Origin of the sequence: Marinomonas sp. UCMA 3892 (assembly GCF_012726345.1) — a bacterium.
GTDB lineage: Bacteria > Pseudomonadota > Gammaproteobacteria > Pseudomonadales > Marinomonadaceae > Marinomonas.
The window spans coordinates 20,737-36,192 of the sequence record NZ_PTXN01000002.1 but is presented as its reverse complement, the minus strand read 5'-3'; the positions used below and the strand labels follow the sequence as shown (position 1 = coordinate 36,192).

Annotated in this window: 14 protein-coding genes; 4 read left to right on the top strand and 10 right to left on the bottom strand. The window is 42.7% G+C overall.

The window, feature by feature from the left end; all coding sequences use genetic code 11:
* Nucleotides 1–77: 77 nt before the first annotated feature.
* On the top strand, nt 78–1,415 hold the full coding sequence (gene pssA / locus B6N13_RS03135) for a CDP-diacylglycerol--serine O-phosphatidyltransferase (RefSeq protein WP_211172761.1): 1,338 nt from the start codon (nt 78–80) through the stop codon (nt 1,413–1,415).
* 64 nt (nt 1,416–1,479) lie between these two features.
* Here pssA and B6N13_RS03130 read toward each other — a convergent pair whose 3' ends face one another.
* From B6N13_RS03130 to B6N13_RS03090, 9 genes are all read right to left on the bottom strand, one after another.
* Nucleotides 1,480–2,184: a fumarylacetoacetate hydrolase family protein gene (locus tag B6N13_RS03130; RefSeq protein WP_169458464.1), complete on the bottom strand. Its 705-nt coding sequence runs from the start codon at nt 2,182–2,184 to the stop codon at nt 1,480–1,482.
* Nucleotides 2,185–2,228: 44 nt separating this feature from the next.
* Complete coding sequence (locus B6N13_RS03125) at nt 2,229–3,260, bottom strand: cupin domain-containing protein (RefSeq protein ID WP_169458463.1); 1,032 nt, start codon at nt 3,258–3,260, stop codon at nt 2,229–2,231.
* Nucleotides 3,261–3,320: 60 nt separating this feature from the next.
* Complete coding sequence (gene maiA / locus B6N13_RS03120) at nt 3,321–3,962, bottom strand: maleylacetoacetate isomerase (protein WP_012070363.1); 642 nt, start codon at nt 3,960–3,962, stop codon at nt 3,321–3,323.
* Nucleotides 3,963–3,971: 9 nt separating this feature from the next.
* On the bottom strand, nt 3,972–5,915 hold the full coding sequence (locus B6N13_RS03115; RefSeq protein ID WP_169458462.1) for a TRAP transporter fused permease subunit: 1,944 nt from the start codon (nt 5,913–5,915) through the stop codon (nt 3,972–3,974).
* Nucleotides 5,916–5,970: 55 nt separating this feature from the next.
* Entirely contained in the window at nt 5,971–6,933 is a 963-nt protein-coding gene (locus B6N13_RS03110; protein WP_169458461.1) for a TAXI family TRAP transporter solute-binding subunit, read from the bottom strand.
* Between the two features lie 89 nt (nt 6,934–7,022).
* A complete protein-coding gene (locus B6N13_RS03105; protein WP_169458460.1) occupies nt 7,023–7,337 on the bottom strand; it encodes a non-heme iron oxygenase ferredoxin subunit in 315 nt (104 codons plus the stop codon).
* 35 nt (nt 7,338–7,372) lie between these two features.
* Nucleotides 7,373–7,861 carry an aromatic-ring-hydroxylating dioxygenase subunit beta gene (locus tag B6N13_RS03100; RefSeq protein WP_169458459.1) on the bottom strand — a complete coding sequence of 163 codons (489 nt, stop codon included), beginning with the start codon at nt 7,859–7,861 and terminating at the stop codon, nt 7,373–7,375.
* Nucleotides 7,862–7,863: 2 nt separating this feature from the next.
* On the bottom strand, nt 7,864–9,120 hold the full coding sequence (locus tag B6N13_RS03095; protein WP_012070358.1) for an aromatic ring-hydroxylating dioxygenase subunit alpha: 1,257 nt from the start codon (nt 9,118–9,120) through the stop codon (nt 7,864–7,866).
* A gap of 107 nt (nt 9,121–9,227) precedes the next feature.
* Nucleotides 9,228–10,214 (bottom strand): 2Fe-2S iron-sulfur cluster-binding protein, encoded by a 987-nt coding sequence (locus B6N13_RS03090; RefSeq protein ID WP_169458458.1) that lies wholly within the window; start codon nt 10,212–10,214, stop codon nt 9,228–9,230.
* Between the two features lie 129 nt (nt 10,215–10,343).
* Here B6N13_RS03090 and B6N13_RS03085 point away from each other — a divergent pair, with 129 nt between their 5' ends.
* A complete protein-coding gene (locus B6N13_RS03085; protein ID WP_012070356.1) occupies nt 10,344–11,249 on the top strand; it encodes a LysR family transcriptional regulator in 906 nt (301 codons plus the stop codon).
* A gap of 84 nt (nt 11,250–11,333) precedes the next feature.
* Here B6N13_RS03085 and B6N13_RS03080 read toward each other — a convergent pair whose 3' ends face one another.
* Complete coding sequence (locus tag B6N13_RS03080; RefSeq protein ID WP_012070355.1) at nt 11,334–12,608, bottom strand: aromatic ring-hydroxylating dioxygenase subunit alpha; 1,275 nt, start codon at nt 12,606–12,608, stop codon at nt 11,334–11,336.
* Nucleotides 12,609–12,888: 280 nt separating this feature from the next.
* Between B6N13_RS03080 and B6N13_RS03075 the strand changes: the two genes are divergently transcribed.
* Together B6N13_RS03075 and B6N13_RS03070 are read left to right on the top strand one after the other, a co-directional pair.
* Nucleotides 12,889–14,019, top strand: a complete 1,131-nt coding sequence (locus B6N13_RS03075; protein WP_282434060.1) for a hybrid-cluster NAD(P)-dependent oxidoreductase — start codon at nt 12,889–12,891, stop codon at nt 14,017–14,019.
* Between the two features lie 265 nt (nt 14,020–14,284).
* The gene (locus B6N13_RS03070; protein WP_012070353.1) at nt 14,285–15,391 is read left to right on the top strand and encodes a GlxA family transcriptional regulator; all 1,107 of its coding nucleotides are present in this window, start codon (nt 14,285–14,287) and stop codon (nt 15,389–15,391) included.
* Nucleotides 15,392–15,456: the final 65 nt, after the last annotated feature.

The window sequence follows — 15,456 nt, the reverse complement described above, 5'->3', positions numbered from 1 at the left end:
TGATTATTTTTTAGGAAAAAAGCGGCGAATTTGTTACAGTCTGTCGTTAGTTAAAAATAAGGTAGCACCTCTGTATTATGCTCATTAGAAATTTATTCGGTTCATTGCCTACTTTTGCAGTTGAACCTGACCAATTCCAAGTTTTGCAATCTGCCCTTAGTTTTCGAGAATATTTGTTAGACGCGATTAATAACGCGACGTCGAGAATTTATCTTGTTGCGCTTTATCTTGAAAATGATGAAGCGGGCAGGGAGGTTTTGACGGCGGCTTATGAGGCCAAGCAGCGTAATCCTGGGCTAGATATTGTTATCTGTGTGGATTGGCATCGGGCTCAGCGAGGTTTGATCGGCGCGGAAAAGGCCAAAGGCAATGCTGCTATGTATCAGGCGTTTGCTGAAAAATACGAGCATGCGATTCCGGTTTATGGTGTACCAGTGCGTAATCGTGAAGTGTTTGGTGTTTTGCATTTAAAAGGTTTTGTTATCGACGATACGGTAATTTACAGTGGTGCGAGTTTAAACAACGTTTATCTGCATTATCAGGATCGTTATCGCTTTGATCGGTATCATGTTATTCAGAATCCATCGCTGGCTGACAGTATGGCGGGATTCATTCGTAACGATATGATTCAAAATCCTGCAGTGAATAATCTTGCTGTAGCGGATTTGCCTTCGACGAAAGAGTTAAAATCAGCGATTCGACAATTTAGAATCTCTCTGGGCAAGTCATCCTATGGTGGTGAAAAGCAGAAAGTAAACGATCAGCAAGTAGCCGTTACGCCTATGGTTGGTGTTGGTAAACGTAACAATGTGCTTAACCAAAAAATTACTGCGTTGTTGGCGAATGCAAAACAAGAGATTGTTCTTTGTACGCCGTATTTCAACCTTCCCAAGGTGGTGTTGAGAGAAGTAAAACGTGCTATCAAGCGTGGCGTGAAGGTGCATGTTGTGGTGGGTGATAAAACCGCCAATGACTTTTATATCGCGCCAGATCAGCCTTTTAAAGCTATTGGTGGTTTACCGTATTTGTACGAGATGAATTTACGTAAGTTTGCTCGAGCCAATGAAAGCCATATTGCATCGGGTGGTTTGTCTATTCATTTATGGAAGCACGACAACAATAGTTATCACCTAAAAGGGCTTTGGGTAGATCGTCAAACTATGTTGCTAACAGGCAATAATGTGAACCCAAGAGCATGGGCGCTTGATTTGGAAAATGGTTTGTTGATTGAAGATCCAAAGCAGCATTTGCTAGCTAAGTTTACGGCTGAGTTTGACAATATTCATCAGTATACGCAGCGAATTTCGTCTTTTGCTCAGCTTGAAACCATTCATGATTATCCAGTAAAAATCCAAAGACTATTGAAGAAAGTCATTCGAACGCGAGCGGATAGATTACTTAAGCGGATTTTGTAGTTTTTTGAATGTTTTTTCTTAAAAAAGGGTTGAAGCTGTATGCTTCAACCCTTTTTCATTTGATCTAATTCTGATTAATATCCAGCTGTATAGAGCCAACTCCCTCGATAGCACCAATGATTCTGTCTCCTTGTACTATGGGACCGACACCGTCTGGTGTGCCTGTGTAAATTAAATCACCCGGTTGTAGGTGATAGAACTTAGATAGATGAGCGATGATCTCACGTACGTTCCAAATCAAAAGGTTGATATCCGAGGATTGTTTTGTCTTACCATTTACTGCTAGCTCAATTTTACCTTGGTTAATGAAGCCCGTTTTGTTAATCGGAATTATAGGGGCCAGTATGGCGGATTCTTCGAAGTCTTTACCTAAATCCCATGGTCGACCAGTTTCACGGGCTTTTAATTGTAGGTCACGACGTGTCATGTCTAGTCCACAGGCGTAGCCGAAGATGATGTCTTCCGCTTGTTCTTCAGTGACGTTAAAACCTTCCTTGCCAATGGCAACAACAAATTCCATTTCATAATGATAGTTGGCAGTTTGTGGTGGATAGTTGATGCTGGAACCACTGGACACGTAAGTACTGGCATCCTTGATAAAGTAAAAAGGTTCCTGTGTGGTTTTATCAACAGCGACGCCCATTTCTGCTGCGTGGGCGTGGTAATTGCGGCCAACACAAAAAATTCTATGTATTGGAAATAGATGGTCTGAATCAGCAATTTTAGCTAAAACGGGTTCTTTGGCAGGAAACGCAAGTTTGTTCGTCATGATTTTGTCCTTTTATTAAATACAATGGAGGCAGAATAAACCGATTAAAAAATACCAAGATAACGATGCAGAGGAGCTTCGTCAGCGGTAATGATGAAAGCTGGTTCGGTGGTAGAGGTATTGTTTATGGTTATTTCTGTGTAACCAGGAGCGCTAAGAGTGTCTTTTTCTGTCCAATGGATAGAGTCATTGGTATCGACTTTTAGTGAGCCTTGGCCTTCTACAATATGAAAAACGCATGCTGTGGTGCGTTTGGGTAGTGATAAGGTTTCCCCAGGACGTAACATCATGGCGCCAAAACCAATGCTTGGGAATAAGCTGGAACCTGTTTCTGGATTCACATAAGCAATGCGTAGCGGTTTATCAGGGTAATGCTGTGCCATTTCGACAAGACAGGAACGAGTTCTTGTCCATGGATAACGCAGCATTGGAGCGTTGTTGTTTGCTCTTTGAAAATTCAATTCAGGAACTACGCCTGCTGCGCTGTATTCGGCAAAAGACTTGTCGCGTTCGAGGGTATAGGTTTGGGTTTTCCCTTCAATTGCCCATGACCCCTCAAGTTGATATATCAAAGGTAAATCTAAAATATCTAGCCAGATAATAGGCACATCACCAACGTGTTGGTGTTCATGCCACTTACCTGAAGGCGTCAAGATCAGGTCGCCACGTTCCATTATGCAAGGTTCGCCATCGACAATGGTGGTGGCGCCTTTGCCTTCAATGATGATGCGTACCGCATTCGGAGTGTGACGATGGTTGGGGGCGGTTTCACCAGGCAAAATCAATTGCAAGCCCATGTAAATGCTCGGAGTGGCTTGCATGTTGGTCAGTCCATGTCCTGGGTTTGCTAATACCAACACTCGGCGCTCAGCTTTTTCCATTGGCGTTAAATCACCAGCTTCAATCAATAAGGGACGAAGCTTATCAAAACGCCAATTTAGCGTTTGTGTTTTACGACTTGGGACTTTATGGGGCAAAACTGCTCGCATATTTGGCCACAATGGTACCAAATTCAATTCTGTTAATTTGTCGCGATAGGATTGCGGTAAATCCTCTAAAGTTCCTAATGATTGCATATGACTCTCCTCGTATTTGGATGTGTCGGTGTTTAGATAATGTTGTTTAATTCATGCTCTTTAGTTCATGTAATCGGGTTGTTGATCCGGTGCCGCTTGTTGAAAAGGAGGCTGCTGCTGGCAATGCTCATATACAGCTAATACTTTAGGGAAAGTCGATAGATCACAACCGAAGCGCAAAGCATTAGCGACTTGTGGGACCAGACAGCAATCGGCTAGAGTCGGTTGTTCTCCAAAACAATAAGAACCGTGACCATGTCTTGTTAGTAGTGTTTCTACTGCAGTAAAGCCTTCATTGATCCAATGTTGGTACCAGTCATTTTTTTGTTCGTCACTAATGCCAATTTCTTTTTTCAAATACCCTAGAATGCGTAGGTTGTTGACTGGATGCATATCACAGGCAATGACATTGGCTAGCTCTAGGACTCGGCTTCGATCCATGTTGTCTGCGGGAATAAGTCTTGGAATAGGATGGGTTTTATCCAAATAGTCGATGATAGCCATGGATTGGCTGAGCGTTTGCTCATCATCGGTAATGAGCACAGGTACACCTTTTGATGGATTTATACGTATGTAATCCATGCTCGATTGCTCACCAATGCGGATGTTTATTCCATGGTGCTGATAATCTAGTCCCTTTAGGGCTAAAGCGATACGAACTCGATAGGAGGTCGAACTGTTGAAAAAATTATATAAATACATAGCTTCTTCCTAAGATTGAGTCTGTTTAGATGATGCCTGAGACGTTGCTTTATTAACGAGAAGAGTTGCGCAAAGTAGAGTAGCTAATAGAGCCAGACCTGCCACCTTTGGAGCAATTGGCGTATCACCGCCTTGTAAATTTGGCAGCAAAAATAAGCTTCCCGCGATGACAAAGCCAAATCGAAATACGAGATTTAGATTGTTTTTGAAGTAACCCGCAAAGCCTACCGATACTGCCCAAACACCGATCAGTGCGCTCATCACAGTAATGACAATTTGTGATGTCTCTCCGATTAATAAGAGTGACGGCGTTGTGACAAACAAGAATGGGATAATGTATGCAGTCCAACCGAGTCTCATTGAGGTCAATGCTGTTTTCATTGGATTCGCCTTGGCAATGCTGGCTGCAAAGAAAGCGCCGATGGCAATCGGCGGCGTCACCATGGACATCATGCCCAGATAGAAGATGAACAGATGTGCTGCGATGGGTTCTACACCAACTTGAATTAATGAGGGTGCGACTAAAACAGCGAGTAATAAATACACGCCGACGGTTGGCATTCCCATGCCGAGTACGATGCAAACCACAGCAGAAATGACCAGTAAGAGGAATAGATTGCCTTGGCCTAATTCGACCAAGAAATAGGTTAATCCGAAGCCTAAGCCGGTGATATTTAGTATGCCGATAATGAACCCTGCAGCGGCACCAATCATGATGATATCGACAATAGAATGCCCAGTTTCCTCTAGGCTGCCCAAGATGTCTTTAGCGCCCATGCGTTTGCCCTTATAACCTTTTAATACACCAACAATTAGTGCACCAAGAGCACCCCAAAGGGCGGCCGTTTCCGGACGTTGGTTAAAGCTAAAGAGGGCTAAAATTACGGCAGCGAAAGGAATGATAAAAATCCAACCTTGTTGTAGAACCTTTCTTTTAGAGGGAATAAGTGCAGGATCAATCGGTTTGATTTGTTCTTTTGCCGCTTCTAAATCTACTTGGATATACAGTGCTGCATAGTAAAGAATGGCAGGTACCAAAGCGGCAATGACCACCTCGCTATAACCAATTTGCAGGAATTCTGCCATCAAGAAAGCCACAGCACCCATTACAGGAGGCATAATTTGCCCACCCGTTGATGCAACAGTTTCAATGGCGGCTGCCGTGTGAGGTTTGAATCCACCTTTTTTCATCATACGAATAGTGACGACACCTGTAGCCACAATATTCGATACAACGACGCCGGAAATGGAGCCAAATAACGCTGAAGCGATAGTGGCGATTTTGCCTGAACCACCTTTGCTTCGACCCATTAGAGCTAAAGCAATATCATTGAAAAAGTCAGCTCCACCAGAACGAAGTAACAGCTGCCCGAATAAAATAAAGCCAATAACAATGGTGGCCGCTACGTTAAGGGTTAACCCTAACATACCGTTAGTATCGACACCGAGATAAACGAAGAGTCTATCTAGGTCAATGTCACGTGTTTGTAGCGGGCCCGAAAGATGGCTACCTAGTAGTGCGAATGTCATAAATAGCATGACGACAACGACTAAGGTGAGCCCAACTACTCGTCTTAATCCTTCCAATACCAGAACAAATAGTATGGCGGAAACTGCTAAGGCATCTAAAGGAAGATCGAGTTGCCGCTCAACAAGATCCGGATATTGCACAGCTAAATATAGACTGGTGATCAAACCGAGTAGCGCAAGCAGACCATTTAGGCTGCGTTTTAATTGGCTACTTTGGGGTTTTAGAAAGATCAGCGCTAAGCTGATCCCCAAGATCACCGCTAGATATTGCTCAGTATAAATTGCAATTCCTAAGCGGCTGAAAAGATCAGCGGCAAAAGCAATGGCGGCGAGAGCGATTAACACTCCCAAGCCATTTCTTAATACTGATATCATCGCAGGCTCGTGAATAACAACTTCTTGAGTTGATGATTCCGTGTTCATTTAAAGCACCTTTAACTGAAGTAAATAAGAGTACTGATGGTTAAAAAGAGAGGTATTACTCCTGCCAAAGGCCTTTTTCTTTGAAGTAACGAATCGCACCTGGGTGGTATTGAATTCCGGGATAGTTTTTGTTTGGTGTATTAATAGCTAATGTTTTAAAGCCTGGGTAAAGCTGTACCAAGGCGTCTTTGTTTTCCAAAATGGCTTTTACCATTTGGTAGACTTGCTCATCAGAGACTTTGTCATTGACGACTAAGACGTTATCCCATGTCAGCATGTTTATGGTTTTGTCGATGCCAACTAGATGTGGTGCAGGTTTAATTTCTGAAAAATAAAAAGCAGGGCGTATTTTTAGTACTGCGTCGAGCGCAGCTTGATCCGCGTTTACAGGAAGAAAGGTGACGCCACCAACAGACGCATCAACTTCCGCCACTTTGGGACCACCTACAGCAAAATAAGTAGCGTCTAAACGATTGGCTGAAAGATTATCTGCAGCGCGAATTAAGTCAGGAACAGGAACTTGTTGAACATCGTCCCAAGTTAAGCCGCCTGTTGCCAACATGGCTTCCATGTGTGGACGACCAATTGGAAAAGCATTCCAACCTGATGCAACGCGTTTATCTTTTAAATCTGCAATCGTATTTATGCCCGCGTCTTTACGAACAAAAATACCAATAGGTTGAGGGCTGATTCGTAAGGCAATTCTTAAATGATCGCGTTTTTTACCTTTGTAATCTGCTTCTCCTTGGACCGCCACTATGGCATCGTTTACATCATTAATGGCAAACTCTGCTAAGCCTTGGTTTACCGCATCCATCATGGCGCGGTTGCCGCTATAAGGCTGAACTACTAAATTAATGTTTTCTTTGGATCTGCCTACATTGGCTATGCCATTACTCATCGTGTTCCAAACAGAACCTTGTGGTGGTGACGCAATAGACAAAATTTGTGCAGAGGTATTGGTTGATAGCAGCGTGATTGAGCAAGTCGTAAGAACTGCTAATAGTGATTTTTTCATTGTTTCTCTCCAGATTATTTATATTTATTGTTTGCTGGTTTGCCAGTGATATCACAGCAGATGTTATAAACATCAGACAGTGAATATCGTTAACTAAATCTTAGGAAAACCTGCCCGTTTTCCGTTCGAGTTACATAGGTTTTTATGTCTTCTGTTAGCGGTTCGCTCATGGCTTTACCGCTTTTTATACAGAACCGTCCTTGATGGAGAGGGCATTCAATTTCCCCATCTTCCAAGAAACCATCGCTTAACAAGGCATGCCCATGTGTGCAGATATTGTCTGTAGCGAAGATTTCATCTTCTACTTTATAAAGTGCTATCTGGTGGCCATTTACAGTGACACCAATAACGTCATCTTCGGGAATATCGTTAATACTGATCGTGTTTATCCAATTTTCGCTCATAGGGACCTCGACTTATCCTTATGTTTTTCAGTGGGTTAGATGGGGTAAATTAACGAGTTGAGGATCATCTCGTTATCAAAAATACAGAGGCGAGATTCAATCTGAATACCATCATCTGTTATCCGCAAGCGATCGAGATAACGACCTACGTTATAGATTTCTGCAATACCATCATTTTTGGTTCGGAAAACGGTGTAATTTGCTTGTGATTCAATAACACCCTGATCAGATTCACTGAGAATTAATGGTGATGACACCATATGTAATTGATGGTAAGGGTCGTGAAATATTGTTTCTGTGATGCCATAAATACGGTCTTTCAACATGCCTTTACTGGTTAGCGAAAGCGCTGCCATTGGCAAGTTTCTGTCATAGTTTTCACGCGCTTGAACCTTGTAGACACAATCCTCTACGAACATATCGAGCCATGCCGTCCAATTAGCTTGATCTACTACGGCAGCGTAGGTTTGGTAGAACTGAGTCAGCTTTAGATAGTTTTCAGTTGTTATTAGGGGTGTTTTCATGGCTATACTCCCATCACTTTGCGCCAGTAGGCATACATGCCTCGGATTAAGGTTTCAGAAACCATGTGATCGGTTTCTTCTATGTCTTTACCGCCAAGTTCTGCAAGTGACCTATGGAAGGGTTTTTGTTCAAAGCCCTGCTGGGAAAATTCAATAACCTCACCGTCATCGGCCGAAACAAAACCTGCCGGGCCAAATAAATTAGCTTGACGTAAACGGCGTTCTGTCATTTCTGGAGTGTCGTCTTCATAACCGAAATGCGTCCAGACAAAATCGAACGAGCCATGGCCATTGGGCTGAATGTGGCGAGTACTGACACTATTAACTTGTTGTTGCAGAATGACACTAGGGAATAGGGTCATCATTACTGCTGTAGGGCCGTCCCACCATGGTTCTACCTCAACATCCAGGAAGCTCGGATCATTGAGTTGCATGGATTCTTTAAAGCTTGATACATTGGTAGTTTGGCTATCTTTACCGCCAGAACCACGAGTTGAAATCATTGCTGCATGACGAAAATGTTCATCCATTTTGAGTTCTGAGCGATTATCTGCACGCCATAAGCCAAAAGTGACAAACCAAGTGTGCAATAAGCCAGGATGATAAGGATCTTTGATGTTTTCTTGCATGAGTTTCCAGTTACCTGGAATGCGTTGTTTGTTGTAACCCAATAAAGTGAGTTTTCGACCATTAAACATGCGGTCAAAATAAGACAACATAGTAGGGCCGAGGAAGCTTTCGAAAGATTCCACATCATGATCAAAACTGGCGAATACCACACCACCACGTTCTGCTACTAATAATTTGGTTAGCCCGTGATCGGAGGTTTTAAAGTCTTTTGACATGCCGCCTTTTACTTTGCCGTCTTGCTTGACGCCGCGACGAAAAGGAACACCTTGAAGATTGCCTTCTAGGTCGTAATTCCACTGATGATAGGGGCAGGTGAAGCTTTTAGTGTTGCCATGCTTTTCACGGCAAAAACGCATGCCGCGGTGGGCGCAGACGTTTTCTACTACATAAATGCTGTTATCTTCATGGCGTACCATAATGACAGAGCGTTCACCAATCACGGTGAGTTTGAAATCGCCTGGTTGTGGAATTTCTGCTTCTAATCCTACATAGCACCAATGATTCTTGTAGAAGAACTTTTCAAGTTCTTGCTTGTGTATGTCTTCGTTTGTGTAAGCCCAAAATGGAATTCGACTCGTGTCTTCATGGTTCCAAATTGGCGTCATTGGAATGCGATTTTCCTGACTCATTTTGTTCACCCTTTTTTGTCTTTATTGTGGGTTGGATTTTGTCCTTTAAAGAAATGACTGGTTTTCTTTAAAGGCATTATTTGGATTCAAAAATTAGAAATACTGGCTTATACCCCACTCGGATAAAATGCATCGGCGTATATCCGCTCGATGTCTGCACCGCGCTTAGTACACGCTAAGGACGCAGCTTCTACCATAGCGGGAGCGCCGGCTAAATAAATTCGCCAGTTTTTAAGTTCGGGAAAATGGGCTGCGATGGCATCAGTTACCAAGCCACGGAAAGAGGTGCTATTGGGGTTGGCATGATCTAAAGCGATTAGGTATTGGAAATTTGTGTACTCAGTCGCCAAGTGATCCAAATAACCCAAGCCGTATAAATCTTCTTCGGTGCGGGCTCCAAATACCAAATGAATGTCGTTTTTCATACCAGACTCTAATGCACCACGAACAATTGAAAGAATGGGAGCAAGCCCTGTTCCAGTTGCGACACACAGTATAGGGTCGTTATTTTTACGTCTTAGGTAAGAGGCGCCAAGAGGACCATTGAGTTTGATCGATGCGCCAATTTCGATGTGTTCATCTAGTTTTGATGTGACTCGGCCATTGGGAATAAGGCGTATATGGAATTCTAGCAAATCGTCTTCTGTTACCCCTGCCATTGAGTAAGAGCGGGTTCCGTCTTCACGCCAGAAAGTGAGGTTAGCAAATTGTCCTGGAGAATACTCGAAGCCTTTGTTGATTTTGAGCTTAAGGCTGCGAACGTCATTGGATAACACATCGTAAGCAACAATTTGGGCTTTTACTGTTTTGGTTGGGTGCGTAATGATTTCATCTGGTTCAGGTATTTCAATGATTGAATCGGTTTCAATACGGCTTTGGCAGGCTAAAACAAATTGACCATGTTGGGCCAAACGGCCTTCTGCAGCGGATGGTCCGCTTACAGTACCTTCAATTACTTTGCAGCGGCAGGTACCGCAACGGCCAGATAAGCAACTATAGGAAATAGGAATCTGATTTTCCAAAAACGCTTCTAGTAAGGTGCTGCCTTGAGTAGCTGTTATCGTTTTATTGGTAGGCTTAATTAAAATTTCCATCTTTGCTCTTACTTATTATTATTTGATTTATGTGCGATGCTTTTGCATAAACGGACTATAGAAGTTGTAGAGATATTCAGATATAAAATAATCCTAATAATGCATATTCACGACAGTGAGATCTCTAACATGATTCGCCTACAAGATATTGATTTAAACCTGTTGGTTGTTTTTCAACTAATGTATCGAGAACGTAAGACTGGGCTAGTGGCAGAGCAGCTTGGATTAACTCAGCCTGCTGTAAGTAACGCCCTAGCCAGATTAAGGTTGGCGTTAAATGATGAACTGTTTGAACGAACGGCACGTGGCATGAGGCCCACACCATTTGCCGACAGTATTGCGGAGTCTGTTGGCTATGCGTTAAGCACATTACAAGACGGCTTAAATTATCAGGAACGTTTTGATCCGCTTTCGAGTGATCGATCCTTTTGCATTAATATGACGGATTTAGGCGAGATTTATATGTTGCCACGATTGATGGCGTACCTTGCTGAGCATGCACCTAATATTTCGGTTAGTACCGTAAGAGATCAAGGGCAATCACTTAAAGAGGAATTAGAAACAGGGAGTGTGGATCTTGCGATAGGGCTTTTGCCTCAGTTAGAAGCAGGTTTTTATCAACGTCGATTATTCGATCAAGATTATGTTTGTTTGATGCGTAAAGGGCATCCTTACGCAGAAGAGGCTCTTACTTTAGATAGTTTTTCTGAATCGGAGCATATTATTATAGAAGCTCAAGATACAGGACATGGGCGAGTAGAAAAGTTATTGGCTAAAAGTGGTATTTTACGAGTCAGTAAATTGAAGTTGCCGCACTTTATTTCTGCTCCGTACATTGTTGCGAAAACAGATCTAATTGCTACAGTGACCGAGAAGCTTGCCTTACAGACAGCTGAAAATCTTGGGTTGATCGTTAAGCCGCACCCTGTCGATATTCCTCCAGCACAGATCAATATGTTTTGGCATCGACGCTATCACCAAGATACAGGCAACATTTGGTTTCGTAACCTGATCTTTGAATTGTTTTCAGAATGACACTTACAAAAAGCAAAAAAGCGAATCCGAAGATTCGCTTTTGGTGTTTTTTGGTTTTGTGTTGCTGAGCAACTTAAAGCTATGTTACTTAGCTTTAAGGTTCTTTTGAACGGTATTTGAGTACCATTCTAAGAAGTTAATAACGCCAAACTCGTAGGTTTCTGAGTAAGGGCCTGGCTGATAGCCAATTGAGTTGATTCCTCGTTGATTTCGTTCGCCGAGTACCTTGTCTTGTTCGTTGGTAGCATCCCAAACTCGGCGTAGGTTTTCAGTATCGTAGTCAATACCTTCTACTGCGTCTTTGTGTACAAACCATTTGGTCGTAACAATCGTTTCTTGTGCTGAAACAGGCAGTACACGGAATACGATGAAATGGTCGGATTGCATATGGTTCCATGAGTTTGGCAAATGCAAAATACGCATAGAGCCTAGTTCACGGTTTTGAATACGGCCAATCGGTAATGAACAAGCGGAAGATCCATCTATTGTCATTACTTGGGTGCCTTTTTTCAGTGGCATACGTACGATTCGGTTACGCTGCACTTCACCAAAACTTCTGCTCTTATGCGGAATGCCTTCTTCGTCCCATTTCGCAGCTTGAGCGTTGTAGTGGTCGTGGAAATCTTGTGGTGCGCGTGGATCTTCGGTGTCGTCCCATTCTAGTAATGTTTGAAGTAACTCAGGGTGGCTACCAGCACAGTGATAACATTCGCGGTTGTTTTCTAGTACCAGTTTCCAGTTAGCGCGTTCGTACATGGTGGATTCAACAGCCAATTTGGTGTTTTCCACGTCATAGGGTTCCATGTATTCGTCTAGTGTTACTAGAAAGTCATCAAATCCGTCATCAGGTGCTGTTTCGCCTAAGCAAACAAAGATGAAACCGCCACCCGTTTTACAAAATGCCGATTTTAGACCGTGTTGCTTGTTGTCAAAGTCTTTGGGCATTTCTGTTCCAGCAAACAATAAGTTGCCTTTTAGGTCGTAAGTCCATTGGTGATAAGGACAAACAAGGTTGGCAACCTTGCCTCTGTGCTCCGTGCAAAGCACTGAACCGCGGTGTCTACATGTGTTGTGGAAGGCGTTTACGTTGCCTTCACCGTCACGCAAAATTAGCACTGGGTTTTGGCCAACTTCGACGGTTATATAGTCTCCTTTTTTAGGGATCTCGCTAGTCATACCCACAAATAGCCATTCTTTTTGAAAGACTTCTTCCATGTCAATTCTGAACATGTGTGGGTCATTATAAAGCTGAGCGTCAAGTGAATAATTGCTAGGACGTTTTTCTAGCAAATCTGACATAGTTGTTTTGGCTTCATCTAAGGAAGCGTGGCGTACATTCAGTAGGTCGTGTTGATTCATCTTTCTGGGCCTTAATGACAAAAAGAGTGATGGAATGCGTCTTTTGACTACGAGGCTATAGTCGCTTAATCAATAGGGAATGAAATGACCATTAGCGACAAGAGTTGATACATAAATCGACCCGCTATCGTATGAAATGCCTAGTCTTGATAGGGTCTTGACCGCCACGAGCAACTAATTGTCGCGCAGAGTTAACTTGCAATGTTCAACTGGACCCAAAATGGCTCGAAATGGTGTCATTTTACTTTATAGGTACTCGACTTTAATAAGAGATTTAAATATGGCCAATTCCTCTTCTACAAATATGGTGAACGCTGATTACTTAGCGCCGGTTAATACTCAAACTTGGGTAAACGGACGTCATAACGTTCGTTGCGTGAAAGTGATTCATGAAACGTGGGATGTGAAAACATTTTGTTTCATGGCGCAGCAACCGGTTATGTTCTTCTTTAAACCGGGACAGTTCGTCACTTTAGAGCTTGAAATTGAAGGCAAGCAGGTGATGCGCTCTTATACTATTTCGAGCTCACCTTCTGTACCGTATAGTTTTTCTATTACGGTTAAACGTGTACCAGGTGGTCAAGTGTCAAACTGGTTGCATGATAATATGGCTACGGGCTCTGAGTTAGCAGTGCATGGTCCAGTTGGTCAATTTAACTGTATTGATTTTCCTGCTGATAAAGTGTTGTTGTTATCTGGTGGCGTTGGTATCACTCCTGTGATGTCTATGGCGCGTTGGTGGTTTGATACTAATGCGGATGTCGATGTTACCTTTATACACAGTGCTCGTTCGCCAAGAGACGTTATTTATACCCGTGAACTAGATCATATGGCGGCGCGATTAGACAACTTTGGTCTGTATTTGATTGTTGAACGCATGGAAAATGGCTTGCCTTGGCAGGGCTATCGTGGCTATTTGGATGAAGCAAAACTAGATATGATCTCGCCAGATTTTATGGAACGAGAAATCTTTTGCTGTGGTCCTGTGCCATATATGAAAGCGGTGAAAAGTCTTCTTCAGTCAAGAGGCTTTGACATGAGTCGTTATCATGAAGAATCCTTTGGTGCGACGCCTGCAAGCGTGGTAGAAGATGCGCTTGAACAAGCAGAAGTGGCTCAGGCGGAAGCAGATTCTGTTAACCAAGAAGATTTGTTAAGAGTTGAGTTTGTAAACAGCGGTAAAAGTATTCAGATTGTGGCTGGTGAAACACTGCACAATGCCGCAGCAAGGCTAGATCTAATGATACCGAAAGCCTGTGGTATGGGGATTTGTGGTACATGTAAGGTTATGGTTAAAGAAGGGCAAACTCAGATGGACCATAATGGCGGTATTACGGATGAGGATGTGGAAGCGGGTTATGTTCTTTCATGTTGTACTGTTCCTAAATCAGATGTGGTTATTGAGTACTAAATTTCATTAAATAAAGTGTTCCTTCAAGGGGCGGTTATGGTCTATATTGGTGCATGACGCAGTGTCGTTTTTAGTAAAAAAACACAGGGCTATATTTTTAAAGCTGTAGCTCTGTGTATTTGCTTTTACTGTGTGAATTAAGAACTTTGTGTTTCCTTAGAAAAATAAAAAAAATATGTGTTGTTGATATTGATTGAGGTTATCTAGACAAAGTGGTCTGGATCTTGCCTAAGTAATAAAGATGCACATATATGAGGACATTGATATGGCAAATACCCCCCCAGCTTTTGATGCAAGAAGCACAACTAAAGTAGGTTTTCTATTGCTCGATCATTTTACGATGATCGCTCTGGCTTCTTCTATAGAACCGCTGCGTATGGCGAATCAGTTGTCGGCAGAAGAGTTGTATAGTTGGAATTTGATTTCCGAAAAAGGTCAGCCTGTCACTGCCAGTGATGGTTTAGTTTTGACCCCAGATTTGTCCATGGAAGATAGTGGAGAGTTTGACTTGATTATCGTCGCCGGTGGCGTTGATATCACTCGTACCTTTACCACAAAGCAAGTTTCTTGGCTGATGAAACAATCCCGTAAAGGCGTTCAGCTTGGTGGTATTTGTACTGGTGCTTATGTGCTTGCTTATGCAGGTCTGTTGAATGGTTATCAATGTAGTGTGCATTGGGAATGTTTAACGGCTCTTCAAGAGGCTTTTCCAAAAGTAAACTGTAATAACAAGCTATTCTCCATCGATAAAGATCGTATGACGTCTTCTGGTGGTAGTGCTCCGATGGACATGTTTTTAAACATGATGACTAAGCAGCACGGTCCAAAACTATCTAACGCTATTTCTGATATGTTCATCTGTGATCGTATTCGTAACGAGTCAGATCAACAGCGCATGCCAATGCGTCAGTTTAACAGTGCGGGTGTGTGCACGCCGAAGCTAGTAGATGTGATCGAGCTGATGGAAAACAACTTAGAAGAGCCTATTGAACTGGATGAATTGGCGACCTTTGTTGACGTATCTCGTCGTCAAATTGAGCGTATGTTTCATCGTCATTTAGAATGCTCACCATCACGCTTTTATTTGCGCTTACGACTTGAGCGGGCGCGTAAATTGTTAAAACAATCGAATATGTCGATTGTGGAAATTTCTATGGCGTGTGGCTTTATCTCGACGCCGCATTTTAGTCGCTGCTATCGCAAACATATCGGCGTATCTCCTCGTGATGAACGGAAAATCGCTTGGAAAGGAGAGACGCCTGAGTCGATTAAAACCGATAAAGAGGACGCAATTGTCTATATTCCTCATGCACATGAGGCATTAAATAATTCGCATACTGAACCAAGTTATGGAACTGTTGCTCTGACTTAGCATATTGATAGGGAGTCAATTAAGGTTAATTGAATAGCCTCAAAAAATCCGATTAAGTTTTCTTA

Bases quoted from the DNA above. Each gene is read 5' to 3' on its own strand.
- B6N13_RS03125 (WP_169458463.1), bottom strand. From the start codon at position 3,260: ATGCAATCATTAGGAACTTTAGAGGATTTACCGCAATCCTATCGCGAC.
- B6N13_RS03080 (WP_012070355.1), bottom strand. From the start codon at position 12,608: ATGAATCAACACGACCTACTGAATGTACGCCACGCTTCCTTAGATGAA.
- B6N13_RS03090 (WP_169458458.1), bottom strand. From the start codon at position 10,214: ATGGAAATTTTAATTAAGCCTACCAATAAAACGATAACAGCTACTCAA.
- pssA (WP_211172761.1), top strand. From the start codon at position 78: ATGCTCATTAGAAATTTATTCGGTTCATTGCCTACTTTTGCAGTTGAA.
- B6N13_RS03075 (WP_282434060.1), top strand. From the start codon at position 12,889: ATGGCCAATTCCTCTTCTACAAATATGGTGAACGCTGATTACTTAGCG.
- B6N13_RS03070 (WP_012070353.1), top strand. From the start codon at position 14,285: ATGGCAAATACCCCCCCAGCTTTTGATGCAAGAAGCACAACTAAAGTA.
- B6N13_RS03085 (WP_012070356.1), top strand. From the start codon at position 10,344: ATGATTCGCCTACAAGATATTGATTTAAACCTGTTGGTTGTTTTTCAA.
- maiA (WP_012070363.1), bottom strand. From the start codon at position 3,962: ATGTATTTATATAATTTTTTCAACAGTTCGACCTCCTATCGAGTTCGT.
- B6N13_RS03110 (WP_169458461.1), bottom strand. From the start codon at position 6,933: ATGAAAAAATCACTATTAGCAGTTCTTACGACTTGCTCAATCACGCTG.
- B6N13_RS03100 (WP_169458459.1), bottom strand. From the start codon at position 7,861: ATGAAAACACCCCTAATAACAACTGAAAACTATCTAAAGCTGACTCAG.
- B6N13_RS03105 (WP_169458460.1), bottom strand. From the start codon at position 7,337: ATGAGCGAAAATTGGATAAACACGATCAGTATTAACGATATTCCCGAA.
- B6N13_RS03115 (WP_169458462.1), bottom strand. From the start codon at position 5,915: ATGAACACGGAATCATCAACTCAAGAAGTTGTTATTCACGAGCCTGCG.
- B6N13_RS03130 (WP_169458464.1), bottom strand. From the start codon at position 2,184: ATGACGAACAAACTTGCGTTTCCTGCCAAAGAACCCGTTTTAGCTAAA.
- B6N13_RS03095 (WP_012070358.1), bottom strand. From the start codon at position 9,120: ATGAGTCAGGAAAATCGCATTCCAATGACGCCAATTTGGAACCATGAA.